This is a genomic window from Streptomyces sp. NBC_00012 (assembly GCF_045040875.1).
Lineage (GTDB): Bacteria > Actinomycetota > Actinomycetes > Streptomycetales > Streptomycetaceae > Streptomyces.
This window is the reverse complement of the sequence record NZ_CP108309.1, coordinates 7,940,257-7,964,911: the sequence shown is the minus strand read 5'-3', so window position 1 is coordinate 7,964,911 and position 24,655 is coordinate 7,940,257. Positions and strand designations below refer to the sequence as shown.

The 24,655-nt window shown below is 72.0% G+C and carries 21 protein-coding genes and 1 pseudogene; 12 read left to right on the top strand and 10 right to left on the bottom strand.

Annotated features, from left to right (window positions below):
• Positions 1-157: 157 nt before the first annotated feature.
• The 4 genes from OHA19_RS35875 to OHA19_RS35860 are packed head-to-tail and all read right to left on the bottom strand — an operon-like array spanning position 158 to position 4,401.
• The gene (locus OHA19_RS35875; protein WP_405709451.1) at positions 158-829 is read right to left on the bottom strand and encodes a response regulator; all 672 of its coding nucleotides are present in this window, start codon (positions 827-829) and stop codon (positions 158-160) included.
• Positions 826-2,196 (bottom strand): sensor histidine kinase, encoded by a 1,371-nt coding sequence (locus OHA19_RS35870; RefSeq protein ID WP_405753363.1) that lies wholly within the window; start codon positions 2,194-2,196, stop codon positions 826-828. The genes OHA19_RS35875 and OHA19_RS35870 overlap by 4 nt, the downstream gene beginning before the upstream one ends.
• An 11-nt stretch (positions 2,197-2,207) precedes the next feature.
• Complete coding sequence (locus OHA19_RS35865; protein ID WP_405752933.1) at positions 2,208-3,431, bottom strand: acyltransferase; 1,224 nt, start codon at positions 3,429-3,431, stop codon at positions 2,208-2,210.
• Positions 3,424-4,401 (bottom strand): alpha/beta hydrolase, encoded by a 978-nt coding sequence (locus tag OHA19_RS35860; RefSeq protein ID WP_405709457.1) that lies wholly within the window; start codon positions 4,399-4,401, stop codon positions 3,424-3,426. The genes OHA19_RS35865 and OHA19_RS35860 overlap by 8 nt, the downstream gene beginning before the upstream one ends.
• 227 nt (positions 4,402-4,628) lie before the next feature.
• Here OHA19_RS35860 and OHA19_RS35855 point away from each other — a divergent pair, with 227 nt between their 5' ends.
• From OHA19_RS35855 to OHA19_RS35840, 4 genes are all read left to right on the top strand, one after another.
• Entirely contained in the window at positions 4,629-5,114 is a 486-nt protein-coding gene (locus OHA19_RS35855; RefSeq protein ID WP_405709460.1) for an Lrp/AsnC family transcriptional regulator, read from the top strand.
• Positions 5,115-5,330: 216 nt separating this feature from the next.
• A complete protein-coding gene (locus tag OHA19_RS35850; protein WP_405721209.1) occupies positions 5,331-6,560 on the top strand; it encodes a protein kinase domain-containing protein in 1,230 nt (409 codons plus the stop codon).
• 178 nt (positions 6,561-6,738) lie between these two features.
• On the top strand, positions 6,739-7,278 hold the full coding sequence (locus tag OHA19_RS35845; protein ID WP_405709463.1) for a hypothetical protein: 540 nt from the start codon (positions 6,739-6,741) through the stop codon (positions 7,276-7,278).
• Between the two features lie 267 nt (positions 7,279-7,545).
• The gene (locus tag OHA19_RS35840; protein ID WP_405721212.1) at positions 7,546-11,028 is read left to right on the top strand and encodes a M28 family peptidase; all 3,483 of its coding nucleotides are present in this window, start codon (positions 7,546-7,548) and stop codon (positions 11,026-11,028) included.
• 60 nt (positions 11,029-11,088) lie between these two features.
• Here the strand turns inward: OHA19_RS35840 and OHA19_RS35835 are convergent, their stop codons facing one another.
• Entirely contained in the window at positions 11,089-12,534 is a 1,446-nt protein-coding gene (locus tag OHA19_RS35835; RefSeq protein ID WP_405709466.1) for a helix-turn-helix domain-containing protein, read from the bottom strand.
• A gap of 379 nt (positions 12,535-12,913) precedes the next feature.
• On the opposite strand from OHA19_RS35835, the gene OHA19_RS35830 reads away from it, so the two are divergent.
• The 5 genes from OHA19_RS35830 (at position 12,914) to OHA19_RS35810 (ending at position 17,443) form a co-directional block, all read left to right on the top strand.
• A complete protein-coding gene (locus OHA19_RS35830) occupies positions 12,914-13,186 on the top strand; it encodes a hypothetical protein (RefSeq protein WP_405752931.1) in 273 nt (90 codons plus the stop codon).
• Between the two features lie 402 nt (positions 13,187-13,588).
• Positions 13,589-14,545, top strand: coding sequence for a DUF3048 domain-containing protein (locus tag OHA19_RS35825; RefSeq protein WP_405752929.1), 957 nt, complete (start codon positions 13,589-13,591; stop codon positions 14,543-14,545).
• A 281-nt stretch (positions 14,546-14,826) separates the two neighbouring features.
• The gene (locus OHA19_RS35820) at positions 14,827-15,489 is read left to right on the top strand and encodes a DedA family protein (protein WP_405709471.1); all 663 of its coding nucleotides are present in this window, start codon (positions 14,827-14,829) and stop codon (positions 15,487-15,489) included.
• 92 nt (positions 15,490-15,581) lie between these two features.
• Positions 15,582-16,808, top strand: a complete 1,227-nt coding sequence (locus tag OHA19_RS35815) for a sensor histidine kinase (RefSeq protein ID WP_405752927.1) — start codon at positions 15,582-15,584, stop codon at positions 16,806-16,808.
• A complete protein-coding gene (locus OHA19_RS35810) occupies positions 16,808-17,443 on the top strand; it encodes a response regulator (RefSeq protein ID WP_405721215.1) in 636 nt (211 codons plus the stop codon). The genes OHA19_RS35815 and OHA19_RS35810 overlap by 1 nt, the downstream gene beginning before the upstream one ends.
• Before the next feature lie 16 nt (positions 17,444-17,459).
• Here the strand turns inward: OHA19_RS35810 and OHA19_RS35805 are convergent, their stop codons facing one another.
• The 3 genes and pseudogenes from OHA19_RS35805 to OHA19_RS35795 all read right to left on the bottom strand — a co-directional run bounded on the left by OHA19_RS35805 (position 17,460) and on the right by OHA19_RS35795 (position 19,657).
• Complete coding sequence (locus tag OHA19_RS35805) at positions 17,460-17,582, bottom strand: hypothetical protein (RefSeq protein ID WP_405752924.1); 123 nt, start codon at positions 17,580-17,582, stop codon at positions 17,460-17,462.
• Between the two features lie 53 nt (positions 17,583-17,635).
• Positions 17,636-17,980: pseudogene (locus tag OHA19_RS35800) on the bottom strand (dipeptidase); the annotation flags it as partial.
• Between the two features lie 195 nt (positions 17,981-18,175).
• On the bottom strand, positions 18,176-19,657 hold the full coding sequence (locus OHA19_RS35795; RefSeq protein ID WP_405709480.1) for an APC family permease: 1,482 nt from the start codon (positions 19,655-19,657) through the stop codon (positions 18,176-18,178).
• A gap of 399 nt (positions 19,658-20,056) precedes the next feature.
• Between OHA19_RS35795 and OHA19_RS35790 the strand changes: the two genes are divergently transcribed.
• Positions 20,057-21,385 carry a geranylgeranyl reductase family protein gene (locus OHA19_RS35790; RefSeq protein WP_405752921.1) on the top strand — a complete coding sequence of 443 codons (1,329 nt, stop codon included), beginning with the start codon at positions 20,057-20,059 and terminating at the stop codon, positions 21,383-21,385.
• Between the two features lie 79 nt (positions 21,386-21,464).
• Here the strand turns inward: OHA19_RS35790 and OHA19_RS35785 are convergent, their stop codons facing one another.
• Complete coding sequence (locus tag OHA19_RS35785) at positions 21,465-22,265, bottom strand: LysR family substrate-binding domain-containing protein (protein ID WP_405709486.1); 801 nt, start codon at positions 22,263-22,265, stop codon at positions 21,465-21,467.
• Positions 22,266-22,323: 58 nt separating this feature from the next.
• On the opposite strand from OHA19_RS35785, the gene OHA19_RS35780 reads away from it, so the two are divergent.
• Entirely contained in the window at positions 22,324-22,728 is a 405-nt protein-coding gene (locus tag OHA19_RS35780; RefSeq protein ID WP_405709489.1) for a DUF5997 family protein, read from the top strand.
• A 55-nt stretch (positions 22,729-22,783) separates the two neighbouring features.
• Here OHA19_RS35780 and OHA19_RS35775 read toward each other — a convergent pair whose 3' ends face one another.
• Positions 22,784-23,296, bottom strand: coding sequence for a nucleoside deaminase (locus tag OHA19_RS35775; RefSeq protein ID WP_405709491.1), 513 nt, complete (start codon positions 23,294-23,296; stop codon positions 22,784-22,786).
• A 134-nt stretch (positions 23,297-23,430) separates the two neighbouring features.
• Between OHA19_RS35775 and OHA19_RS35770 the strand changes: the two genes are divergently transcribed.
• Complete coding sequence (locus tag OHA19_RS35770; protein WP_405709494.1) at positions 23,431-24,651, top strand: MFS transporter; 1,221 nt, start codon at positions 23,431-23,433, stop codon at positions 24,649-24,651.
• Positions 24,652-24,655: the final 4 nt, after the last annotated feature.

The window sequence follows — 24,655 nt, the reverse complement described above, 5'->3', positions numbered from 1 at the left end:
GCCGCTCGGTGGTCCCGGGTCGTACACCCCTGGTCCGCGGCGCTCCCGCCGTGTTCCGGGCATGCCGGAGCGTGCGACGGGTGCGGACCCGTGCTGTGTGCGATGTGTCGTGCGGGTTGCGCTGCAGGAGGTGTGCGGGTTGTGTTGTGGAGCCGGCTCAATAGCCGGACGGGCGCACCAGGCCCGTTTCGTAGGCGTGGACCGCGGCCTGGGTCCGGTCGCGCAGACCCAGCTTGGACAGGATCCGGCCCACATGGGACTTCACGGTCTGTTCGGCGACCACGAGACGCTCGGCGATCTCGGTGTTGGACAGGCCCTGCGCGATCAGGGCCAGGACCTCGGTCTCACGTTCCGTCAGTTCGCCGGTGCGGTCCCTGAGCGGGGCTCGTGGACCTGCGCTCACCCGGGCGAACTCGGCGATCAGCCGCTTGGTGATGTTCGGGGCGAGCAGGGCCTCCCCTTCGGCCACCACCCTGACCGCATGGGCGAGTTCGTCGGCCGAGGCGTCCTTGAGAAGGAACCCGGACGCGCCTGCGCGCAGCGCCTCGTAGACGTACTCGTCGAGGTCGAAGGTGGTCAGGACGAGGACCTTGACGGTGGCGCCGTCGGCCCCGGTGATGACGCGTGTCGCCTCGATGCCGCCGAGCCGGGGCATGCGGATGTCCATCAGCACGACGTCCGGGGCGAGTTCGGTCACCTTCTCCACGGCGTCCGCGCCGTCCACCGCCTGGCCGACGACCTCGATGTCGGGTTCGGCGTTCAGCAGCACCGTGAAGCCCTGCCGGACCATCATCTGGTCGTCGGCGATCAGTACGCGGATGGCCGTCATCGGGTGTCCTCGGCAGGGTCGGCGGAATCGGCGGGGTCGATGGGCCCGGCGGGACCGGTGGGCCCGTCGGGTCCCGCGGGCCCCGCGGTGGGCCGTGCGGGCAGTATCGCAGTGACTTCGTAGCCGCCGTCGGGAGTGGGTCCGGTGGCGAGTTCGCCGCCCAGCATCGCGGCGCGCTCACGCATGCCGAGCAGACCATGCCCCACGCCCGTGGTGGGCGGGGCGGGGCGGACCGGCGCGGTGTTGGTGATCCGCACCGTGACCCCGGAGCTCCGATGGCCGACCTCCACCCGCACCCGGGCCCCCGGCGCGTGCCGCATGGCGTTGCTGAGCGCCTCCTGCACGATGCGGAACGCCGACAGCTCGACACCCGGCGACAGCGGACGCGGCTCCCCGGTGGTCCCGGCGGTGACATCCACCCCGGCACCGCGCGCGTTGCCGATCAGTTCGTCCAGCCGTTCCAGTGTGGGCTGCGGGGCGTGCCGCGCGGCCTGCGGCAGGGGGTCCTCGGAGCGCAGTACGCCGAGCACCCGGCGCAGTTCGGTGAGCGCGTCGACCGCGTTCCTGCGGATGCCCTCGACGTTCTCCCGCAGTTCGTCGGACGGGTTCTCGACCAGGTGCGGAACGACCTGCGCCTGGATGGAGACGACCGACATGTGGTGGGCGACCACGTCGTGCAACTCGCGTGCGATGCGGTTGCGTTCCTCCAACAGGGTGCGTCTGGACCGCTCCTCGGCGGTGAGCTCCTCCTGCACGACCAGCTTCGTACGGACCACCACGAGGCCGCGCAACGCACCGCCCACCACCACGGTGACGACGAGGACGGCGATCGCGAGGCGGATGTCGTGGGCGCTGCGCCACGGTGTGCTCGCCCCGCAGGCGAGCCCCAGCAGCACGGTGATCGTCAAGGTCTCGACGGCGATCCGGGGACGCACCCGCAGCGCGAGCAGGAGGAGCACCCCGGCATGCATCGCGATCCCGGCTCCGCTCCAGGGGTATGCCCCGTCCCACGGAATCCTGTCCCAGGAACCGGCGTTCGTGGCGAAGGGGGTGACCATCACCATGCCGGCCATCGATGCCCACCAGGCCGGCACCGGACGGTACACGGCGACAAGGAACGCCCCCGACTGGATCCCGGCGAACAGAATGCCGAGCTGAATGCCCATCCCGAATTCGAAGGCGTACTGGTTGGTGCCGACGATGAGCATCACCACCGCGAGCATCACCAGCGGCACCATGATCACCGGTCGCCACTCCAGCCACCGCGGCTGCCCGGCCTGCCCGTTGGGGTCGGCCTCCAGCGTCAGGAGGTCCTTGCGCAGTATGCCGGGCAGTGCCCGCAGCGCCTGCGCCGAACGCTTCATCATGTTCCCCCGGTTCACAGGTCGCACCTTAGGGCCTTCTTCTGGATCATGCCGGACCCGGCCGGACGGGGCATCTCCCCACGCGTGCCGGACCCGGCCGGACGGGACGTCCCCCCACGGACGACCAGGCTCCTCGTCCGCGGCCGCCGCTGTTCGTGGCCGCGGAACGCCAGCCGGCAGATGAGCAGCGCCGCGGCGAACGCCGGCAGCCAGGCCAGCCGGGCCCATACCCAGCCGGGTTCGTCGGGCACGGTGTGCAGGCCCGGCAGCGTCCCGCCCGCCCACAGCCCCATCGCGGTGACCGCGATCATCGCCGTCTGGTGCCACAAGAACACCGTCATCGCCGAGAGGTTCAGCGTCGCCACCACCGCCCAGAGCGCGGGGCGCCGCAGCGCCCGGCGCAGCGGCCCGGTCAGCAGCAGCGCCGCCCCGCACTGCGCGAGGCCGAAGGTGACCACGGCGAGGGTCGGCGGGTCGAGGTTGGAGACGGCCACGCCGGGTACCCCGACCATGGTCGCGGGGTATCCGGCCCACAGGATCAGTGCCGCGGTGGCCGCGGCTCCGCCGAGCAGCAGGGTCCAGCCGGTCCGGCGGCCGATCAGCTCGCCCCGGGCCCAGGCCGCGCCCAGGCAGTACGGCACCAGCCAGCCGGCCGCGACGTTGACCGAGGCGAGTCCGCCGGGCGCGTCCAGACCGAACCGGTAGAGGTCGACGACCAGCACGACGGCGAACGGCCACAGCGGATGCAGCTTCGCCACCAACGGGGTGACCGCCGTCAGCGCCGCGAAGACCACGAGGAACCAGAGCGGGGACCAGACCAGCTTGCACAGGGCACGTACGGTGTCCTGATCCACGCCGGAGGCGAGCATCACGCAGGCCGCCACGGCCCATACGGCCAGCACCACGGCCAGCGGGCGCAGCAGCCTGCTCATCCGCGCACGGAGCCAACCGCCGTAACTCTCGCCCTTGGCGCGGGCAGAGGCATGGCTCCTCGCGCCCACGAGTCCGCCGACCAGGAAGAAGACGGCGAGGGTCTGGAACAGCCAGGAAGCCGGTGTGAGTCCGGGCATGTACCGCAGCGGGCTCGCTCCGTGCACGGTACCGCTGTCGACGACCAGCGCGGTCACCAGCCAGTGGCCGAGGACCACGCCCAGGATGGCGATGGCCCGCAGTGCGTCGACCGCCCGGTCGCGGTCGGCGGGGGTGGCGGACTCGATCCGCCGTGCGAAGTCACGCATGGTGCTCTCCCGCGGGATCTGGGGATCCGGCCGTTCCGGCCACGATCCGGGTGATGTTCCTCAGCGGTTCGGAACCGGCCTTCAGGTAGTCGCTGTGACCGCCGGAGCCCGCCGCGAAGGTCTCGGCGCCGAACCCGGGCGAGACCGGGTCCGTACCGAACCCGATGTCCACGAAGGGCAGTCGGAGCTCCATGTGCGGTACGTCCGCGATCCAGTCGCCGCTGCTGCGGCCTGCCCAGACGGTGGCCGGGGTGTGCAGGGCGGCGGCGTTGCGGTAGCCGGTGCCCGGGCTGCCGTACAGGACGATGCCGGCGACCGGCAGTCCGTGCGCGGCCCGCGCGCAGACGACGGAGCCGTAGGAGTGACAGAGCAGAGTGGTCCGGGCCGCAGGCCGCAGCCGCTTCAACTCACCGGCGAATCGTGCGAGTTCGGGAGCGGCCTCGACGGCCCGGGTCGAGGTGAGCGAACCCGGGCTCACCGTCGCGGGCGTCCGGTATCCGAGCCAGGCGACCACCGCCGAGCGCCCGCCCAGCTCCTCGCGCAGGGCGCGCGCGCCGTTGCGCAGCCGCCAGTAGTGGTCGATGTCGATGCCCGCGCCGGGGACCAGTACGGCGATGCGTTCCGCGTGGGACAGATCGCCGACCACCTCGACGGTGCGGCCGCCGTCCCGGCCGTCGAAGGCGAGGAAGTGGCGGGCGGGATCGGCCATCTCGTGCAGCGCCGCGGCCCGTTTGCGGTCGCCGTGGCGGGCCGCCGCCCGTTCGGCCGCGCCGATGTCGGCCCGCGTCGCGCGGTACCGCTCGGCGAGGACCTCGGGGGCGGCGGTGGGCAGGGGGCCGTGGACGGCCGGGGCGGGTGCCGGTACGGCCGTCGGGCCCGCCGCGCCGGAGAGCGGCAGGGCCACCGAGGCGGCCACCAGTGCGGCGAGCAGGCCGCGGCGCAGGCGGGACCTGCTCGGATGGGACGGCATGGCGGGTTGTTCCTCCCGTACCTGGTGGCTGCGTGCTCGGGTACAGAAGCTATGAAGCGGGCCCTGTAGTCGGCGTCCCACCGAGGTGTGAACCTTTTCCGTAGCTCTCAGGGACTAGCGGTATGACAGGCGGACGGTTCCGGACCTGGTCGCTCCGGCTAGATCTCGGCCGTGCCATTGGTACAGTCGCAGCCCGGATCGTCGTACCAGAAGGAGGCCGGCGGACCATGACGGTGGACGCTCTCGACACCCGTATCCTTCGGTTGCTCATCGAGCAGCCCCGTACCAGCGTCCGTGAGTACGCGCGCATCCTCTCCATCGCCCGGGGCACCCTCCAGGCCCGTCTCGACCGGCTGGAACGGGACGGTGTGATCACCGGCACCGGACCGGTTCTGTCACCCGCCGCGCTGGGCCACCCGGTGCTGGCCTTCGTCCATCTCGAAGTCACCCAGGGGCATCTCGACGAGGTCGGCGAGGCGCTCGCCGCGGTGCCGGAGATCGTCGAGGCGTTCTCGACGACGGGCGGCGGGGATCTGCTGGCGCGGGTGGTGGCCCGGGACAACGGGCACCTGGAGGATGTGATCCAGCGGCTGATCCAGTTGCCCGGGGTGGTCAGGACACGGACCGAGGTGGCGTTGCGGGAACGGGTGCCGCACCGGCTGCTGCCGCTGGTCGAATCGGTCGGCCGTACGGCGGCCGGCGGCCGGAACTGATCACCGTCCGCCGCGGCCCGGCCGGGCGGTCCGGGCCGCTCCGCCGGAGCGCGAGGTCCGGCGGCCCGATATCCTGATCTTGCCGCGCGCCCCCCACCTCGCCCCGACCCTGTCGGGTCGTCGCCGTGGCAGCAGAAGCGGCCCACAATTCGAGATTGGTGCACAGTGCTGGTAGCTGGTCGATACCGGTTGGTTTCCCCCATCGGCCGTGGCGGCATGGGTGAGGTGTGGCGTGCCTCGGACGAAGTGCTCGGCAGGGCGGTCGCCGTGAAGTTGCTCCTCGGCGACCACGCCGACGAGTCGGCAACCGCCCGCTTCCGGCTGGAGGCGCAGACCGCGGCCCGGTTGAGCCACCCCCATCTGGTGGCGGTGTTCGACTTCGGGGCCTGGGAGGACCGCTTCTACCTCGTGATGGAGCTCGTCGAGGGCAGGAGCCTGGGCGATCTGCTCACGGCCGAGGAGCGGCTCGGCGCCGGACAGGTGGCCCGGATCGCCGGGCAGGCGGCCGCGGGACTCGCAGCCGCCCACCGTCAGGGCGTCGTGCACCGTGACATCAAGCCCGGGAACCTGATGCTGGACGCCGAAGGATCCGTCAAGATCGGTGACTTCGGCATCGCCCAGTTCGTCGACGATCCCTCCGCCGCGCTGACCACCACGGGACAGATCGTCGGCACCAGCCTCTACCTCGCCCCGGAGCGCGCCCTGGGCCGTACGGCCGGTGCGGCGTCCGACATGTACTCCCTCGGCTGTGTGATCTACCAACTCCTGCTGGGAGATCCGCCGTTCCGCTCGGACACGGCGACCGCCACGCTCTATCAACATGTCGACACACCGCCGGTGCCGCTCAGGCAGCGCGGCGTGGACCTCTCCCCGGCCTTCGACTCCTATCTGCTCGGGCTGCTCGCGAAGCAGCCCGAGGACCGGCCCAGCGCCCAGCAGGTCGCCGAGTGGTTCCAGAGCGACGCCTGGCGGGGACAGCCGGAGCCGCTGCCCATGTACGCACCTGCCACTCCCCCTGCGGCGACCGGTGTTCCGCACGTCCCGGCACCCGCCCCGGCCGGGGCCGGCCGGCCGCGCACCCCGGCCGCCGCGTTCGGCTCCGCCCCGACGGCCGGCTCCGCCGAGCAGGGCGCCGGTTCGGCGACGTATCGACTGCCGCAGTCCGGTGGCCGCAGACGGCGCCCGGCGGACCGGACCGCGCCCGCCCGGCGGAGCACCGGCGCGCGGGAGGCGATCAGGCGCCGGCCCCGGGTGGCCAGCGCCATCGCCGGAACGATCGCCTTCATCGCGGCCGTGTACCTGGGGATGACACTGTTCTCCCCGGATTCCGGCCCGGACGACACCCCTGGCTCCGGCTCGACCGCGACCACCGGGCCCGGGGCGTCCGCCCCCTCGGCCGCACCGCCGGGGTCATCGGGGAACGAGGAGGGTGACGAGGACGACTGACACCGCCCTCCGGTTGACCGGCCCAGCCTCGACGCCGAGATCCACCGCACGGCGCGGTACGGCGACGCCCACCGATCCACCGCCCCTGCGTCAAGCGGCCGTCAGGACCCCGCGCCCCGGCATCAGCGGTTCGTCAACGCGAGTCCGCCGGACCTGACGGCTGTCTAGCGTCACCGCCATGCAACGCCACACCGGCATGCGGTGGCCGTCTCCTCCCGGCACGACCGCCCACGATCACGGCTGGGCCGCGGACCTGCGCTTCGCGGTCCACTGCGCCGTCGCACTCCTCGGGCTGCTCCTGGCCGTCGACGCGGCAGCCCGCCATCTCACCTGGCCGCGCGCCCTGTTGTGGACCGGGCTCGCCGCCCTGCTCTGCGCGGTCCTGGTGCCGCCACGGGTCCGCGCGGGTGCCGGGTGGCTCTCGTCCCGGGGTCTGCTGCGCGAGCGGACCGTGCGCACCGACCGGCTGGTGTCGGCGCGTTGGCCGGAAGGCGTAGCCCAGCGGCTGGTGCTCCGGGACGCCGACGGGCACCGGGTCGAGGTCGACCCGGAGGTGTTCCTCGCGAATCCGGCGCTGTGGCACCGGCTGGACGAGGACGTCCGCGGCTGCGTGGAGCGCGGGACGCTGCGGTGCGGAGTGACGGCACTGCGGCAGTTGGCGGACCGCATCGACCGCAAACACGCGCGAGCGGTGTTCACGGTCTCCGGGCTGGAGTGACCACCCCCGCGCCGTGCTCGGGCAATCGCCCCGCGCACCGGTGATGTTGTGCGATCCCACCAGCACGGCTTGACCAAACTTGCCAAGTCCGCCGGCAGCCTTCGCGGTTCGTTGACGAGTCCATGACGACGTGTGAGTGTTCGGTCGCTCGATCACGGACACCACGGACGCGGGCGCCCGGCGACGGCCGGGACAAGTGCGTCGGCTTGCGCGGCTGCCCGTGATCGAGGCCCCCCGAGTCAAGGAGCCTCGATGAAACTCAGACCGATGACGGCCGGGACGACTCTGGCCGTCCTCGCCGCGATGCTGGTAGTCACCGGCGGGCAGTCGGCGTCCGCCGAACCGTCCCCGCCCGCCCCCTCCGCGCTCTCGGCCGCCGTGTCGGCGGCCGACCGGGCGGCCGCCAGTGGTCTCGACACGCTGGCGAAGGGGCCCGAGGAGCGGTACGAGCGCCAGATGGTGACCCCGTGGGTCAAGGGCATGTACTCCGTCGCGTACCAGCGCACCTACCGCGGCCTGCCGGTCGTCGGCGGGGACGCCGTCGTGGTGGCCGACTCCAAGGGCCGGGTCCGCGGCACCCAGTCCGCGGTGTCCCGGCGGATCAACGTGCCGACCACACCGACCGTCTCCGCCAAGGCGGCCGAGACCACCTCCCGCAAGAGGCTCCGCACGGTGAAGCGGGTGGAATCGCCCCGGCTCGTGGTCCGTGCCACGGACAAGTCCTCCCGGCTGGCGTGGGAGACGGTGCTCACCGGACGCACCGCCAAGGCCCCCAGCCGGCTTCATGTCTTCGTCGACGCGGGGACCGGCAAGGTCATCGACAGCTACGACGACGTCAGGGCGGGCACCGGCAACAGCCAGTGGAACGGCCCCTCGCCGCTGGCCATCGACACCACCGCCTCGGGCAGCAGCTACTCGCTGCGTGACCCGAACCGGCCCGGACTGAGCTGCGCCGACTACAGCACGGGCAGTGTCTTCACCAAGTCGAGCGACTCCTGGGGCACCGGCAACGCCTCCAGCAAGGAGACCGGCTGCGTCGACGTCATGTGGGCGGCGCAGCACGAGTGGAACATGCTGAAGGACTGGCTGGGCCGCAACGGGCACAACGGCAACGGTGGCAGCTGGCCGGTCAAGGTCGGGCTGAACGACGTCAACGCCTACTGGGACGGCTCGTCGGTCTCCATCGGCCACAACAACGCCAATCAGTGGATCGGCGCGATGGACGTGGTGGGCCATGAGTTCGGTCACGGCATCGACCAGTTCACGCCCGGCGGCGCCAACAACGAGTCCGGTCTCGGTGAGGCGACCGGCGACATCATGGGCGCCCTGACCGAGGCGTACACCAATGAGCCGGCCCCGTACGACGACCCCGACTACACCGTCGGCGAGAAGATCGACCTGGTCGGCAACGGTCCGATCCGGATCATGTACAACCCGGGGCAGATCGGCGACCCGAACTGCTACAGCTCCTCGATACCCAACACCGAGGAGCACGCGGCGGCCGGTCCGCTCAACCACTGGTTCTATCTGCTGGCCGAGGGCTCGAACCCCGGCGGCGGCAAGCCCACCAGCCCCACCTGCAACAGCTCGTCGGTCACCGGTGTCGGCATCCAGAGCGCCGGCAAGGTCTTCTACGGCGGCATGCTGCTGAAGACCAGCGGGATGACCTACAAGCGCTACCGCACGGCCACTTTGACCGCGGCGAAGAACCTCGACCCGGGCTGTGTGCTCTTCGACCGGACCAAGGCCGCCTGGGACGCCATCAGCGTGCCCGCGCAGAGCGGCGACCCGACCTGTACGCCCAGTGGCAACAACGACTTCACGATGTCCCTGGACCCGGGGTCGGGCTCGGTGAAGCCGGGCAGTTCGGTGACGGCCACGGTGCGGACCGCGGTCAGCTCCGGGAGCGCGCAGACGGTCGCCCTGACGGCGAGCGGCCTGCCGAGCGGTGTCACCGCGGCCTTCAGCCCGTCGTCGGTGCAGGCCGGGGCGTCCTCCACGATGACCGTGTCGGCGTCCTCGAACGCCGCGCCCGGCGCGTACACCTTCACGGTGAAGGGTGACGGCACCCAGAGCCACACCGCGCAGTACAACCTGACCGTCGACAACGGGGGCGGCAATCCGGGCGGCAGCGCACCGGACATCAGCGTCGCCAACGTGCAGGCGCACCTCACGCAGCTGAGCACCATCGCCACCCAGAACGGCGGCAACCGCCGGGCCGGCAGCGCCGGTTACACGGCCTCCCTCGCCTATGTGAAGGGCAAGCTGCAGGCTGCCGGCTACACCGTCAGCGAGCAGACCTGCACCAGCTGCACCTACCGCGGCAACAACCTGATCGCCGACTGGCCGGGCGGACCGTCCGACCAGACGATCATGTTCGGTGCCCACCTGGACGGCGTCTCGGCCGGCCCCGGGATCAACGACAACGGTTCGGGCTCCGCCACCCTGCTGGAGAACGCCCTCGCGCTGGCCCAGCGCAACCCGACCATGACGAAGCACGTCCGCTTCGCCTGGTGGAACGGCGAGGAGCAGGGGCTTCAGGGATCGGAGTACTACGTCGGCCGGCTCAGCTCGGCCGAGCGCGGCGCCATCAAGGCGTACTACAACTTCGACATGGTGGCCTCGACCAACGGCGGCTACTTCATCAACAACGTCAACTCGGCCGCCTCGGCGCCCATGAAGGAGTACTGGGACTCGCTGAACCTCGCGCCGGAGGAGAACGTCGAGGGCCAGGGGCGCTCGGACGACTACTCCTTCCAGCAGGGCGGCATCCCCACCTCGGGCTACGCGACCGGCGCCAGCGACACCAAGACGTCGGCACAGGCCGCCAAGTGGGGCGGCACGGCGGGCCGTTCCTACGACCCCTGCTACCACTCGTCCTGTGACACCACGGCCAACATCAACGCGACCGCGCTCGACCGCAGCGCCGACGGGGTCGCGTACACCGTGTGGAAGACCGCCGTCGGCACCACCGCGCCCGCCGACGACTTCTCCGTCTCGGTGAAGCCGGTCACCGGCAATGTCCAGCCGGGCGCCTCCGTCACCGCCACCGTGTCCACCGCGACGACCGCCGGCTCCGCCCAGACCGTGAAGCTGACGGCCTCCGGCGCGCCGAGCGGCGTCACCGTCTCGTTCGCCCCGGCGTCCGTGCAGTCGGGCTCCGCCTCGACGATGACCGTCTCCGCCGGGGCCCAGGCCGCGGCGGGCACGTACACCATCACGGTGACCGGCACCGGCACGGCCACCCACGCCACCACCTACTCGCTCGTCGTCGGGGGCGGCGGCACCTGCCAGGCCCGGCAGGTCGTGGCCAACGGCGGCTTCGAGGACGGCGTCGCCCCGTGGACCCAGACGGACGGTGTGATCAACAACCGGACGTCGGAGAAGCCGGCCCACACGGGCTCGTACCAGGCCTGGTTCGGGGGCTGGGGGTCCACGCACTCGGACACCGTCTCGCAGTCGCTGACCATTCCGTCGGGCTGCTCGTCGTACGCGCTGTCGTTCTACCTGCGCACCGACACGGACGAGTCGGCGAGCGACCCGACCGCGTACGACACATTCACCGTGAAGCTGGGGACCCAGACACTCGCGACGTACTCCAACGTGGACGCCGCCGGCTCCTACGCCCAGAAGACCTTCGACGTCGGCGCCTTCGCCGGCCAGACGGTCACCCTCGGATTCACCAGCAAGGAGGACGCCTATCTGCAGACCAGCTTCGTCGTCGACGACGTGACGCTGAACGCCGGCTGATCCTCCGCCGGCGCGGCATCCGGGGCGGGGCGTGTGCACACACGTCCCGCCTCCGGTGTGTCAGCGGACGACGGCGGCCAGCCTGCGGGTGAAGTCGTCGGTCTCGGGCCTGTTGTCGTGCCGGGCCGCCAACCGGCTGTGCAGGCCGCGCAGTTCCTGTCCGAGCAGCGTCGAAGCGGTGACCTCGGTGGTGTCCAGGACCGGTCCTGCGATGGCGATCGCCGCCTGCGGGTCCTGGGCGCAGGCGTGCGCGTCCGCCATCCGTACCAGGAACAGCGTCCGCGCCGAGTGCATCCCCGGCGGGAGCAGAGCGAGCGCGGTGCGGGCCGCCCCGACCGCGCGCAGTGCCAGCCGGCGGTCCCCGGTCGCCGCCGCCAGGTCCCTGAGCGCCCCGGCGGCGCCGGACTCCACCCGCAGGCGCACCGAGGCGACGGACAGCCAGGGCGCCTCCGTCTCGTCCTGCTCGCCGACCCGGTCCAGCTGCGACCAGGCACGGTCGATGTGGCCCAGGGTCTGCCGGGCGTCGCCCCGTACCGCGTGGCCGCGCGCCAGGTACAGATCGCTCATGGCGCCCGCCCAGTAACGGCCGTCGGCGGCCTGCCTGATAGCGCCTCCGTAGGCGAGGGCGGACGGGCCGTCGCCCTCCAGCCGGGCCAGCGTGCTCATGTCGCTGAGCGCGGCCACCTCCGTTCCGACGTGACCGGCCAGTTGGGCCCAGACCAGCGAGCGGTCGAGCCAGGCCATCGCCGTGGCGTTGCGGCCCCGCAGCAGTCGCAGGCAGCCGGCGGACTGCGCGTACTCGGCCGCCAGCGGGGCGAGTTGACGTTGGTAGGACGCCGCGGGCAGGGCCATCCAACGGAGCATCGCGTGCAGGGTGCGCTCGACCACAACGGTCGCTCCGGGCCAGGCGCGCTCCTCGTCGGCCCGCAGGCAGACGGCGAGCAGCGCCGTCAGGGCGTGCACGGTGTCGATGTCCAGCGCGGGGCGCGGCACGGCGGCCGGGCCGAGGGAGCAGAAGGCCGAGTGCAGGGCCACGACGTCGGCGAGCACGGGGACGGTGCAGCCGTCCCGGCCGTGCACCGGACACATCAGTCCGTAGCTGGGCAGCCTGCTGGGCAGGACGGTGTCCGGCGGCAGCATCGCGAGCAGGGCGCCTCCCGCGGGCTCCCCGGGCAACGGTCCCTGCCGTGCGGGGGCCGGTGCGGGGTGCCCTCCCGTGCCCTCCTCACCCGTGCCGCCCGCACCCTCGGCCTCGGCCGCCTCGCAGGCGGCGAGGAGGTCACCGCCCGCCGTCATCAGCTCGTCCAGCCTGCGGGCCAGCGGCAGCGGTGTCCTGCGGGTGCCGTGCTCCAGTTTGCTGATGGCGGTGTGGTCGTAGCCGACGCGGGCCCCGACCTGGGCCTGGGTGAGCCCGGCCCGCCTGCGCCACTGGCGCAGCCGGGCGCCGAAGGCCCGCCATGCCTCCGCGGTACGGGCATCCGGCGCGGGGCCCATGCCCTCGGTCACCCGGACCTCCGCGGAGCCCCGTCGGATGCCCCACCCGTGCCATGCTCATGGCTCATAGCGGGGAAGGATAGCGAGCGTGCGGGCGCGCTGTCCCCGGTGCGACGGGAAGACGGCGCCGCCGCGCAACTCCCTTGCCCGGAAGGCCGGTCAGGAAGGGCCTTCCGACCACCCGGGCTCCGCCCGCCGGACATTCCGGGGCTGTCGGCGGGGCCGGGGCGGCGTCGGCGGGGCGCCGGCCGCAGACGTAGTCGATCCCGCGCGGAAAGCGGTCGCGTCACCACGGTTTCGGAGGTGAGGGCGCCGCGGATCGCTGCGGCCGCCTGGAGGCCCCGGCTCGTCCTCCAGGAGGCGCTGACCGCGGACGGACCGGTCGCCGGCGATGTCGTCGAGTGCGAAGACGCCCGAACGGCCCAAGCCGCCGACGGCGGCCGGACGGGGCGCCGCGGTGGCCTGCGGCGAACCGCGTTCCGGGCCGGTGGGCCTGCTCGTCAGCCCGGTCGGGCACCCGTCGCCCACGCGGTTCTTCGCGGTCCGGGACCGGCGGCACCATGCCGCGGGACGGCTCTCGGACATGCCGCGCGGGCTCCAGGTCCTGTGTGGAGACCGATGCGGGGAGCAGATCCTGACCGGGACCGGCGGCGGCGCCGGATGAACCGACGAGCCGTCATGTCCGGTGTGCCGCGAGCAGGATGAGGAGCAGCGACCTTTCGGACTCCGTGACGGGAAGATTCACACCGGAGCCGCATGAACGGCTCACGTGCCGGGCATATGACGGGAGACCGACAGGGGGTGTTGGCAATGGGCCGCATCAGGATCGTCCGCCGACCGCAGCTGCCGTCCCGCCCGCCGCCCCTCGACCTGAGGACCCCGTCGGGCCGACCGTTGCCGTACTGAGCGCGGATCCCCGCGCCTCGGCGCGCGTCGCCGCGGCCCGTCCGCCCTGCCCCGTGGGAACCCCTGGGGCGCCCTTCTGCGTGATGATGTGCAGGGAGCCGTCGCGGCGAACGGACACGGCCGGAGGCGTCGCGTCGGCCGGCTCGGAAGGGCGGCCGTCATGTACTCGTTCGGGACGCGGCGGCCAGGCACGGCATCAGCGGTCGCGCTCGCACTGCTCATCTCCGCACTGGCGGGCTGCCAGGGTGGCGGAACGACTTCCTCGCCCAGCAGCCCCGAGCCGTCCACGCCTGCCGGATCACGCGCCCATGTCCTCGCCGTGAAGATCGACAACGTCGGTCCCGCCCGCCCGCAGACCGGGCTCGACAAGGCCGACATCGTCTATGTGGAGCAGGTGGAGGCCGGTCTCAGCCGCATCCTCGCCGCCTATTCGTCCCGGCTGCCACCCGTGGTCGGCCCGGTGCGCAGCGCCCGGGAGACGGATCTGGAGCTGCTCCGCCAGTTCGACCGGCCGACGCTCGCCTTCTCCGGGGCCCAGGCCAAGCTCCTCCCGGCCATCGCGGCGGCCCCGTTGGATCCGCTGCCTCCCGAGAAGGCCCCGGACGCGTACTTCCGTGACAACGACCGCGCCGCACCGCACAACCTGTATCTGCGCCCCGGCCGGACCCCGCACGCCACCACCGGCGTGAACGCGGCAGAGGACATCGGGCTGCGTTTCGCCGCGGCGGTGCCGGGCGGCAGAGCGGTCACCGGTCGCACGGTGCGATATCCGGCGGCGCGCTTCACGTTCACCTGGTCCGCCGGACAGCGCCAGTGGCTCGTCTCCATGGACGGCGCCCCGGCCCGTACTGCGGAGGGCGCCCGGCTCGGCGCGGCCGATGTGGTGGTGCAGTACGTGACCGTGCGCCCCTCCGCGTATCAGGACCGGTGGGGCAGCACGTCCCCGTACACCGAGACCGTGGGCTCCGGCTCCGCCGTTGTGCTGCGCGAGGGCAAGGAGTACGACGTCCGCTGGTCACGGCCGGCGGCCGGTTCCGCGACCGCCCTCACCACCCGGGACGGTGAGCGCATGACCTTCGCGCCGGGCCAGGTCTGGTTCGTCTTCGCACAGAAATGACGGCTGCCCGACTCCCTGGTCACGAAGGACCTCAGCTGTTTCCGTCCGAGTGCCGCCACGACCGGGACCGGGGCTGCGGCAGAACGGGGGCCGGGGCCACCTGGTGCTTCCGACTCGTCCGCATGGCGCCGGGGTTACGGAAAACCGCAGGGTGACGGATGCGGAGAACAGCACCCGGCCGGGTGGTTTTCCTCGTACCGGCTCCGGCTGTCGGTTCCTAGCGTTGCCGGTGAGGCACGACGGACTTCTCGCGCCTCACCACAACGGCCAGGAGTCAGCTCATGGATCTCGTCATTCTCGGTCTCGCCAAGGAACCGGCGGGCGGTGTCGCCGGCTGGGCGGCCGGCCTCGTCGACACCATGGGAGGTCCGGGAGCCGGACTCGCCATCGCCCTGGAGAATCTCTTTCCACCGCTGCCCAGCGAGGTCATTCTCCCGCTGACCGGGTTCGCCGCGGGGCAGGGTGTCATCGGTCTGGCCTCGGCGCTCTTCTGGACCACGCTGGGTTCGGTGGTGGGTGCGGTGGCCCTGTACTGGATCGGGATGCTCTTCGGCCGCGAGCGTACGCATGCGATCTGGGCGAGGCTCCCGCTGGTTCGGGGTTCCGATCTGGAGCGTACGGAGCAGTGGTTCGCCAGACACGGCACCAAGGCCGTCCTCCTGGGCCGCATGGTGCCGATCTTCCGGAGTCTCATCTCCGTGCCGGCCGGTGTGGAGCGGATGCCGCTGCCGCTCTTCGTGGCCCTGACCGCCCTGGGCAGCCTGTTGTGGAACTCGGTTCTCGTGATGGCCGGTTACTGGCTCGGCGACCGCTGGGATCTGGTGGAGACCTACGTCGGGGTCCTGTCCAAGGCCGTTCTCGTCCTGGTCCTGGTGGCCGTCGCCGGGTACGTGGCCGTACGCCTGCGGTCCGATGGCCGGGCGCAGCACCGCCGGGCCCCATGAGCACGGCGTCACGGCCCCGTACGCCGTCGGTGGCTCCGGCCCGGCCGGAAGGATCTTGCCGTGCCCCTGCCGTACGGCTAGCCTCGGCAACCGTGCAGGGGGACTTCGCGGACCGTACGACCGGCCGACGGCCGGAGCTGCCGGAGCTGCCCGGCCCGCGGCGCGACGGGGCGGGCGCGACGGTGACTCACCCGTACCCCTGGCCCCGCAGAGCCTCGGGCGCTCTGCTCGGCTGCGGCACCGCCCTGTTCGGGCTGCTGTATTTCGCCGTGCCGGGCGGGCTGTCGCTGCCGTTCGTGCTGTGGCCCCGTACCCGGCCGCGTGCGCTGGCTCTGCTGAGTACCGGAGCGCGCGGACTCACCGGGCTGGAACGGATCCGCCGCAGTGCCTTCTTCGGCGATGTGTTCCCCGCACACCACTCGTCCGACCAGGATGTTCTTCGCTATCTGGCCGCCCGCACCTGCGCGGGGACGCTGTTCGCGTGGGTGCTCGCGCTGCTGGGGTACGGGGCCGGGCTGGCCGGGTTGCTGGCCGCGGGGGTGGTCCGTGACCCCACCGACTGGCAGGGGCTGCTGCCCCAGGCGGTCCTGGGCGGTGTGCTGCTCTTCCTCGATCTGCAGGGGATCTTCTCGCTGAACGCGCTCGACTCCCGGCTGGCGCGCGATCATTTCGGGCCCTCCGAGCGGGAGTTGCTGGAGCGGCGCGTCGCCGAACTGGCCGCCAGCCGGGCCGGGGTGCTCCGGGCGGTCGACGCGGAACGCAGGCGCATCGAACGCGATCTGCACGACGGTGTGCAGCAGCGACTCGTCGCACTGGCCATGCTGCTGGGCCGGGCCCGCCGCAACCGGCGTCCCGAACAGGCGGAGTCGCTGCTCCGGCAGGCCCACCAGGCCTCCCAGGAGGTCCTCACGGAACTGCGCGAGGTGGCCTGGCGGGTCTACCCCTCGGCACTCGACGACCTGGGGCTCGAAGAGGCTCTCGGCGGGGTGGCCCAACGCTGCAGCATTCCCCTGCACATGGAGTTCTCACTGCCTCAGCCGTTGCCCCGGCCGGTGGAGACCGCCGCCTACTTCGTGGTCTGCGAGGCCGTGACCAATGCGGCCAAGCACTCGCGGGCGACCCGTATCCGGGTGGGCGTCCGGGGCGACGGGGACCGGGTTTCGGTGTCCGTCGAGGACAACGGCACCGGCGGCGCGGATCCGTTGGGCGGCGGGCTGTCCGGGCTGCGCAGCCGGGTGGACGCACTGGACGGCCGGCTGCACATCGACAGCCCTTCCGGGGGCCCCACCACGATCACCGCGGAGTTGCCGTGCGCGTAATGCTCGCCGAGGACTCGGCCCTGCTCCGAGAGGGCCTGGCCCTGCTCCTGGCGGAGGAGGGGCACGAGGTCCTCGCCTCGGTGGGGGACGGTGAATCCCTCGTCAGGGCGGTCGAGGAGGACCCGCCGGACCTCGTCGTCGTCGATATCCGGATGCCGCCGACCCACACCGACGAGGGGCTGCGGGCCGCTCTGGAGATCCGCGAGCGGTGGCCCCTGGTCGGTGTGCTGGTGCTCTCCCAGCACGTGGAGCGCAACTACGCGGTGCGGCTGCTGTCGCAGAACGCCGAGCGGGTCGGCTATCTACTCAAGGACCGGGTCGCGCAGGTCGACGAGTTCCTGGAGTCGCTGGAACGGATCCACGCGGGCGGGGCGTCCATCGACGCGGAGGTCGTACGGCAGTTGGTGGTGCGGACCACCCACGTCGACCCGTTGGCCAGGCTGACTCCCCGGGAGCGCACCGTCCTGCAGGAGCTGGCCCAGGGCCGCAGCAACGCGGCCATCGCGCAGCAGCTGCACATCTCGCTGAGTTCGGTCGAGAAGAACCTCAACTCGGTCTTCGAGAAGCTCGATCTGCCACGCACCACCGGCTACAGCAGACGGGTGCTGGCGGTCATGCGCTACCTGGAGTCGTAGCGGGGCCCTTGGTCGCTCAGTTGCGCCGTGCGGCCGCGTACCGGCTGAGGAAGAGGGCCTCGACATGGGCCATGTGCTGGATCTCGGTGGGGTCGACGCTCTCGTCGGGGGCGTGGACGAGGCACTGCGGTTCCTCCACGCCCATCAGGACGATCTCGGCGCGCGGGTAGGCGTTGGTGAAGACGTTGCACAGCGGCCGTCGCGCTCGGTGAGCGTGAAGGGCGGCGAGGTCCAGGCGTCGTCGTCGAGCGGCGGCTGGACGTCGTAGTGGCAGTAGAGCAGCACGGTCGGCGCGCCGGGCGGCGGCGGACGATGGCCGAGCACGGCCGCGCTGCCGTCCGGCGTCTCGGCGAGGTGCACATCGCGCAGACCCGCCTCGGTGAATGCGTCGGCGACCCACTGGGCCGCCTTCCGGCATTCCTCGGGCGGGTACTGGCGGGGGTCGGCGACGGAGGGGATCGCGACCAGTTCGGTGAGATCCGCCTTGGCACGCGGCATCAGGGCGGCGATCCGGTCGGCCAGTTCGTGCTCGCTCATCATTGTCTCCCGGTCATCGGTCCGGACCCGGGTAGTCCGGTTCCTCTTGCTTTCTTTCGGGCCGGCCGGGTTCATCGCCGAACCGTGCTGCCGGTCCTGAGCTCGTCCACGGTCCGGTCGAACGCCTCGACCCGGTCCGGGGCAGCAGACCTGGAGGACGAGATCCAGCGGTGCTCGGAAGCCATGCGCGTGGGCTCATGCGTCACTGCCCGCCGCCGCGCCGTCCTGCCCCGCGGGAGTGCGCCAGCTCGGCTTCCGGAGCCTGAGGAAGAGGTACGGAACAAGCAGACCGAGCACGACGAGCCCGCCGCCGACCAGCGCGACGTACGACCAGACGCTGCCGCCGCCGAACTGCGACGACGGTACGAACCCGATCGCCAGGGCGGCGAGCGAGGCGAGCAGACCGAGGACGCACAGCGGTACGAGGGCGGGGGCGCGATAGCCGCGCGGGTGGTCGGGCTGGGTCCTGCGCAGCCGGATCGCGGCGGCGAACATCAGCAGATAGACGATGAGATACACCTGCGTGGTGATCACGGAGAAGATCCAGTAGGCGCTGGAGACATCGGGGATCAACGCGTACATGAGGGCGATGGCGGTGGTGACGACGCCCTGGGTGACCAGGATGTTCTGCTGAATGCCGTTCCTGTTGAGCTTCTGGAGGAACGGCGGCAGATAGCCCTCCTCCCGGGAGATCAGCAGCAGGCCCTTGGAGGGCCCCGCCAGCCAGGTGAGCATGCCGCCGAGCGCCGCCGCGACCAGGGCGACGGCCACGACCGGGGTGAGCCAGCCGACGTGGAAGTACGAGAAGAACGCGTCGAACGCCTGCATCACACCGGCCGTCAGGCTGAGCTGATCGGCCGGGACGACCCAGCTGATGGCCAGCGCCGGAAGGATGAAGATCAGCAGCACCAGTCCCATGGCGAGGAACATCGACCGCGGGTACTCCCTGGCCGGGTTCTTCAGCGACGAGACGTGGACGGCGTTCATCTCCATGCCGGAGTAGCTGAGGAAGTTGTTGACGATCAGGACGAGACTGGCGAGCCCGGTCCACTGCGGAAGCAGATGACCGGCGGTCATCGGAGCCGCGGAACCGTTGCCCTGGCCCAGGAAGACGAACCCGAGCACCACGAGGACGGTGCCCGGAACCAGCGTCCCGATGATCAGGCCCCAGGACGAGAGCCCCGCGACGGCCTTCGTGCCCCGGGAGGAGACCCACACCCCGGTCCAGTACAGGACCATGATCACGATCGCGGTGTACAGGCCGCTGCCTGCCAGGCTCGGGTCGATGACATAGGCGATGGTGCCGGCGACGTACGCGAGCAGGCTCGGGTAGTAGAAGATCGTCATCGCGAACTGGCACCACACGGCGAGGAATCCGAGCGGCTTCGACAGCCCCTCGCTCACCCAGCGGTAGACACCGCCGTTCCACCCCGACGCCAGCTCGGCGGAGACCAGCGCCGTGGGCATCAGGAACACGATCGCCGGGACGATGTAGAGGAAGACGCAGGCCAGTCCGTACACGGCCATCGTCGGGGCGGACCGCAGGCTGGCCACCGAGGCGGTGGTCATCAGCGCCAGCGTGACCCAGGTCATCCCCGGCAGCGCGGGCTTCCCGGCCCGTGGCTGCGATGCGGGAATCTCCGACTCGGCTTCCGAGGGAACGTCCATGGTGCTCATACGGCACTCCTTGCGGCGGCAGTACGTTGCCGGCGGGACGGGGCGACGGAACGCGTGCGGCCCGGCGGCGGGCGCGGGCGGGACGCGGCCTCGGTGTGCGGCGGCCCGGCGGGGCCGGGTGACGTGGCGTCGGCCGGTGCGCCGCGTATCCCCTCGGGCGGGTCCGGATCGGCCGCGAGCCGCCGACTCGCCGGACGACGCTCCATCAGAGGGTCCCTTTCACCTGAGTAGCTGGTCAGCAAGGGTAAATTGTCATGGTTTCAGGCGGTACGCATCTTGAGGTTCCCGCAGGCAGGTGCCGGTTTTCCGGACCGGGTCACACACCGGTCGTCCTTGATCGATGATGAAGCGGATGGTTGCCGTCCCCGGTACGGCACCGGCTTCAGGAAGGGGTTCCCGATGCGGGAAACGACGCCAGACCGGTCCGGGTCGGACGCCCGGTCCGACCACGGCTCGGACGAGGAAGCCCAGGTGATCGTGGTGGGGGCGGGCCCCGCGGGATCGGCTGCCGCCTTCCACCTCGCCAGAGCGGGCGTCGATGTCCTGCTGCTGGAGAAGTCCCGGTTCCCCCGGGAGAAGGTGTGCGGGGACGGTCTGACGCCGCGTGCGGTGCACCAGCTCATCAGGATGGGCGTCGACATCAAGGCTCCGGGGTGGACCCGTTCGCGCGGGATGCGCTGGGTGGCCGGGGAGCATCAGGTGCACATCGACTGGCCCGCGCTCGGCCGCTATCCGGATTTCGGTCTCTCGCGCAGCCGGCACGACTTCGACGACATCCTCGCCCGGCACGCCGTCGCCGCCGGAGCGCGGCTGCGCAGCGGTGTGAAGGTGACCCGGCCACTGACCGACCGGGCAGGGCGCATCACCGGTGTCACCGCGACGACCGAGGAGAAGGAACCGCTGGCCTTCCACGCACCGATCGTGATCGCCGCCGACGGCGCCTCGGCCCGCCTCGCCCTCGCCATGGGCCTCCAGCGGGACCGGAACAGGCAGATCGCGACGGCCGCCCGCCGCTACTACCGCAGCCCCGAGCGCTCCGCGGAGGAGTACCTGGAGCTGTGGGCCGACCTCCGGTTCCCCGGGAGCGATCACTACCTGCCCGGGTACGGCTGGATCTTCCCCATGGGCGACGGCCGCGTCAACGTCGGCCTCGGCGCGCTGCCGCACCGGCGGCACGGAAAGGCGGACCTGCGCGCCACGCTGGACGAGTGGCTGGCCCGTACCCCCGAGGCTTGGGGGCTGCGCGAGGAGAACGCGGAGGGCCCGGTCCGTAGCGCCGCCCTTCCGCTGGGCTTCAACCGCCATCCCCTCTACACCCGCGGGCTCCTGCTCGTCGGCGACTCCGGAGGCATGATCAGCCCCTGGAACGGCGAGGGGATCGGCCAGGCCATGGAGGCCGGCGAGGTCGCCGCCGAGACCGCCACGCTGGCCCTCGCCATGCCCCGGGGCCCCAGGCGCGAGCAGGTGCTGCACGGCTACCCCGTCGAGATGAACCGCCGATGGGGGCGCTACTACCGTCTCGGCAACACGGCCGCCGATCTGGTCTTCAGCCGCTCCGGTTTCCAGCCGGTCCTCAACCGTTACGTCATGGGGTCGCCGTTCCTGCTCAACACCCTGGCCCGGCTGCTCACCAACCTCACCGACAAGCCCTCGCACGACCTGGTCGACCATCTGCTCAACGGCGTCGTGCGCCTCGTACCGGAACCGAAGGTACGACGCAGGCGCTGAGAACCGGGCCGTGCGGCGCACCGGGCGGCCCCCGGTGCGCCGCTCCCCCCGGCCACTGGTCGACCGTGGCGGACGCGATTCAGGAACGGCGACGGGGTTTGCCGCGCTTGGGGGCGGCGGAGCCGCTCCGCGGGCTCTTCCCGCCCGATTTCCCGGCCGTCCTGGCACCCGGCTTGCCGGCCGTCCCGCCTGCCGCAGGCTTCCGCCGGGCACCGCCCTTCTCGGCGCGTCCGTCGGCGCGCTTGTCCTTCGCCTGAGCCTGGGGCTTGGGCCGGCCCCGGGTGCTGTTGACGGTCCGCCCGCGGACGATCCCGATGAACTCCTCCACCAGATCGGTGGTCTCGTCCTCCAGCCACGACAGCGCGACGCGCGATTCGGGGGCGTCCGGCACCGGCCGGTACGTGAGGTCCTTGCGGTGGTGGAGGCGGGCGAGGGACTGCGGTACGACGAGCAGCCCCACTCCCGCCGCCACCAGCTCGACGGCGTCCGCCGTGGTGGCGGGACGCTCGTCGGCGGGCCGCCCCGGGCGGTCCTCCCAGTCGAGGGTGTCGTCGAGGGGGTGCAGCACGATGTCATCGGCCAGGTCCGCGGCCGGGACCTCTTCCAGAGCCGCCATGATGTGGTCCTTCGGGATCACGACCACGGTCGTCTCGGTATAGAGAGGGATGGCGCTGAGGGCCGTCCGGTCGATCGGCAGCCGTACGAGACCGGCGTCGGCCTCACGTCCCCGCAGCACGTCGGGCGCCTCGGCGGCCGACACCCCCACGAGGGTCAGCGGGACGTCGGGCAGCCGCTCGTTCCAGATACGCACCCACTTTCCGGGTGTCACCCCCGGGACGTACGCGAGCCGGAACGAAGGGGTTTCTTCCGAGCTTGTCACTCCGCCAGGTTACCGGCCCTGGTCAGAGGTAGCGCACATGCTCGATACCCTTGTCCGTATGACGTCGCACAAGACCGCCCAGACGATGAAGCCCGCGACCGCGGCAAAGAAACTGGGTGTGTACCTCGAGGCCACCCCCGCCGAGTTCCAGGAGGGTGTCGTCTCGCGCACCGAGCTGAACGCACTGCAGGCCGATCCGCCCGAGTGGCTGCAGGAACTGCGGCGCAACGGCCCGCACCCCCGGCCGGTGGTCGCCGCGAAGCTGGGTGTCTCGATCTCAGGTCTCGCCCGTGGCGAAATCACCGAGGCCCTCACCACGGAGCAGATCGACGCACTGAAGAAGGAAGCCCCCGACTGGCTCCAGCAGGAACGCGCCACCCAGGCGGACGTCCGCAAGGAAGCGGTGCGGATCAAGGAGAAGAACGCGGCCCGCGACGACCGGTCCGACAACCCGCGCTCCTGAGGAAGCCCACCCGGGCGAAGCCGCCCGCCCCTCGCCGGGGCGGGCGGGCAGGCCCTCAGCCTTCGGTGGCCACGCCCAGCATCCGGGCGTGCAGCGCGCGGACCTCGTCGGCGAGCGACGGATCGGGGCCCGCCACCGGGATGCCCGGAGCGACGGTGTTGATGGGGAGCGCCGCGACCGGTCCCGCGTCGAATCCCCAGCTCCGGCGCCACGCCACGAGCTGGTCGCAGCCCGATGCGTACACGATGCGGCCCAGGCCTACCCAGGCGTGGGCCGCGCTGCACATCGGGCAGTGCTCGCCGGACGTGTAGACGACGCTGGCGCGCCGCTCCTGCGGGGACATGTTCTCGGCCGCCCAGCGCGCGATCTCGAACTCCGGGTGGCGGGTCGCGTCGCCGTCCTTGACCCGGTTGCGGTCCTCGAACCGGATCGCGCCGTGCTCGTCCACGAGGAGCGAACCGAACGGCTCGTCTCCGGCCGCGAGGGCCTCACTCGCGAGATCGACGCAACGACGGAGGAACTCGCGGTCCCCCTCTGTGACAGACTGCGGATCGTTCACTGTGCTCATGGCGCCAGGCTAACAGCCGAGCGACATTCGGTATACCATTTGTGTCACGATGGGCGGCCTCGTTGCCGCCCTCCTTCGCATGCCGGCCGGCCGCGACAGCCGGTCCGTCGACGGCGCCACGGAGGCACGAGCCAGTGAGGAACGCTCCGGCGGAGAGCGCCGCGCGGGAAACGGTCTGGAACGCACCGGGCATGCCCGCGCTGCTGCTCCTGACGGCGACGGGATTCTCGGGGTTCGCGGTGCTGCTGCCCACCGCACCGCTCTGGGCCGTGCACGGCGGGGCCGATGCGGCCGGCGCCGGTTCGGTCAACGCGATCCTGATGCTCTGCACCGTGTTCGCCCAGACCCTGGTCCCGACGGCGATACGCCGCCTCGGCTGGCGGACCACCCTGGCCTGCGGGATGGTCCTGCTCGGCGCCCCCGCGCTTCTGCACCTGCTGAGCGCGCAGCTCGGCGCGGTGCTCGCCCTCGCCGCGGTGCGCGGGCTCGGGTTCGGGGTGCTCACGGTCTGCGGCGCCGGGGCCGTCGCCGAACTCGTCGAGCCCGCGCGGCGCGGGCAGGCGATCGGTGCGTACGGCCTGGCGATCGCGGGGCCCCAGCTCATCCTGGTGTCGACCGCGCCGTGGGCCGCGCAGAACCTGGGCTTCGAGGTCGTGTTCGCCATCGGCGCGCTGCCCCTGCTCGGCGTGGTGCCCGCGCTCCGGCTGGCCCGTCGGCTGGACGGGCACCCGGCCGGGGCCGAGGGCGCGCCCGGCCGGGACGCCGTGCCGGGCAAGCGCGCCGGGTACCTTCCGCTGCTGCGCCCGATGCTGCTCCTGCTCGGCGTCACCACGGCCGGCGGCGCCCTGATCACCTTCGCCCCGCAGATGAGCAGCGACTCCACCGCGACGCTGGCCGGGCTGCTGCTCCTGACCGGGACGGCTGCCGTCTCCCGCTGGCGGTTCGGTGCGCTGGCCGACCGGTACGGGACGGAGCCCTTCCGCTGGCCGCTGGTGATCGGTACGGCGGTCGGACTCGCCCTGACGGCCTGGGCGGTGGCCACCCCGGAGGAGACGGCCCTGGTTCCGCTGCTGGCCGGGATGGCCCTGGTCGGGGTCAGCTACGGCGGGCTCCAGAACCTGACCCTGGTCGATGCCTTCGCCGCCGTCGACAGCCGGTCCAGCGGAGTCGCGAGCGCCGTGTGGAACATCGGGTTCGACGGCGGTACGGGAGTGGGCGCCCTCCTCGTCGGCTACCTGGCGACAGGGGCCTCGTTCTCCCTGGCACTCATGGCCACCGCCGCGCTCTGCCTCGCCACTCTGCCGCTCGCCCTCGCCGGCCGGCGCGGCGCCGCTCCCCGCCGACCGACCGACTGACACG

Bases quoted from the DNA above. Each gene is read 5' to 3' on its own strand.
- OHA19_RS35855 (WP_405709460.1), top strand. From the start codon at position 4,629: ATGACGGTGGACGCTCTCGACACCCGTATCCTTCGGTTGCTCATCGAG.
- OHA19_RS35810 (WP_405721215.1), top strand. From the start codon at position 16,808: ATGCTCGCCGAGGACTCGGCCCTGCTCCGAGAGGGCCTGGCCCTGCTC.
- OHA19_RS35825 (WP_405752929.1), top strand. From the start codon at position 13,589: ATGTACTCGTTCGGGACGCGGCGGCCAGGCACGGCATCAGCGGTCGCG.
- OHA19_RS35795 (WP_405709480.1), bottom strand. From the start codon at position 19,657: ATGAGCACCATGGACGTTCCCTCGGAAGCCGAGTCGGAGATTCCCGCA.
- OHA19_RS35875 (WP_405709451.1), bottom strand. From the start codon at position 829: ATGACGGCCATCCGCGTACTGATCGCCGACGACCAGATGATGGTCCGG.
- OHA19_RS35780 (WP_405709489.1), top strand. From the start codon at position 22,324: ATGACGTCGCACAAGACCGCCCAGACGATGAAGCCCGCGACCGCGGCA.
- OHA19_RS35775 (WP_405709491.1), bottom strand. From the start codon at position 23,296: ATGAGCACAGTGAACGATCCGCAGTCTGTCACAGAGGGGGACCGCGAG.
- OHA19_RS35850 (WP_405721209.1), top strand. From the start codon at position 5,331: ATGGGTGAGGTGTGGCGTGCCTCGGACGAAGTGCTCGGCAGGGCGGTC.
- OHA19_RS35790 (WP_405752921.1), top strand. From the start codon at position 20,057: ATGCGGGAAACGACGCCAGACCGGTCCGGGTCGGACGCCCGGTCCGAC.
- OHA19_RS35820 (WP_405709471.1), top strand. From the start codon at position 14,827: ATGGATCTCGTCATTCTCGGTCTCGCCAAGGAACCGGCGGGCGGTGTC.
- OHA19_RS35865 (WP_405752933.1), bottom strand. From the start codon at position 3,431: ATGCGTGACTTCGCACGGCGGATCGAGTCCGCCACCCCCGCCGACCGC.
- OHA19_RS35840 (WP_405721212.1), top strand. From the start codon at position 7,546: ATGACGGCCGGGACGACTCTGGCCGTCCTCGCCGCGATGCTGGTAGTC.
- OHA19_RS35870 (WP_405753363.1), bottom strand. From the start codon at position 2,196: ATGATGAAGCGTTCGGCGCAGGCGCTGCGGGCACTGCCCGGCATACTG.
- OHA19_RS35845 (WP_405709463.1), top strand. From the start codon at position 6,739: ATGCAACGCCACACCGGCATGCGGTGGCCGTCTCCTCCCGGCACGACC.
- OHA19_RS35830 (WP_405752931.1), top strand. From the start codon at position 12,914: ATGTCGTCGAGTGCGAAGACGCCCGAACGGCCCAAGCCGCCGACGGCG.
- OHA19_RS35860 (WP_405709457.1), bottom strand. From the start codon at position 4,401: ATGCCGTCCCATCCGAGCAGGTCCCGCCTGCGCCGCGGCCTGCTCGCC.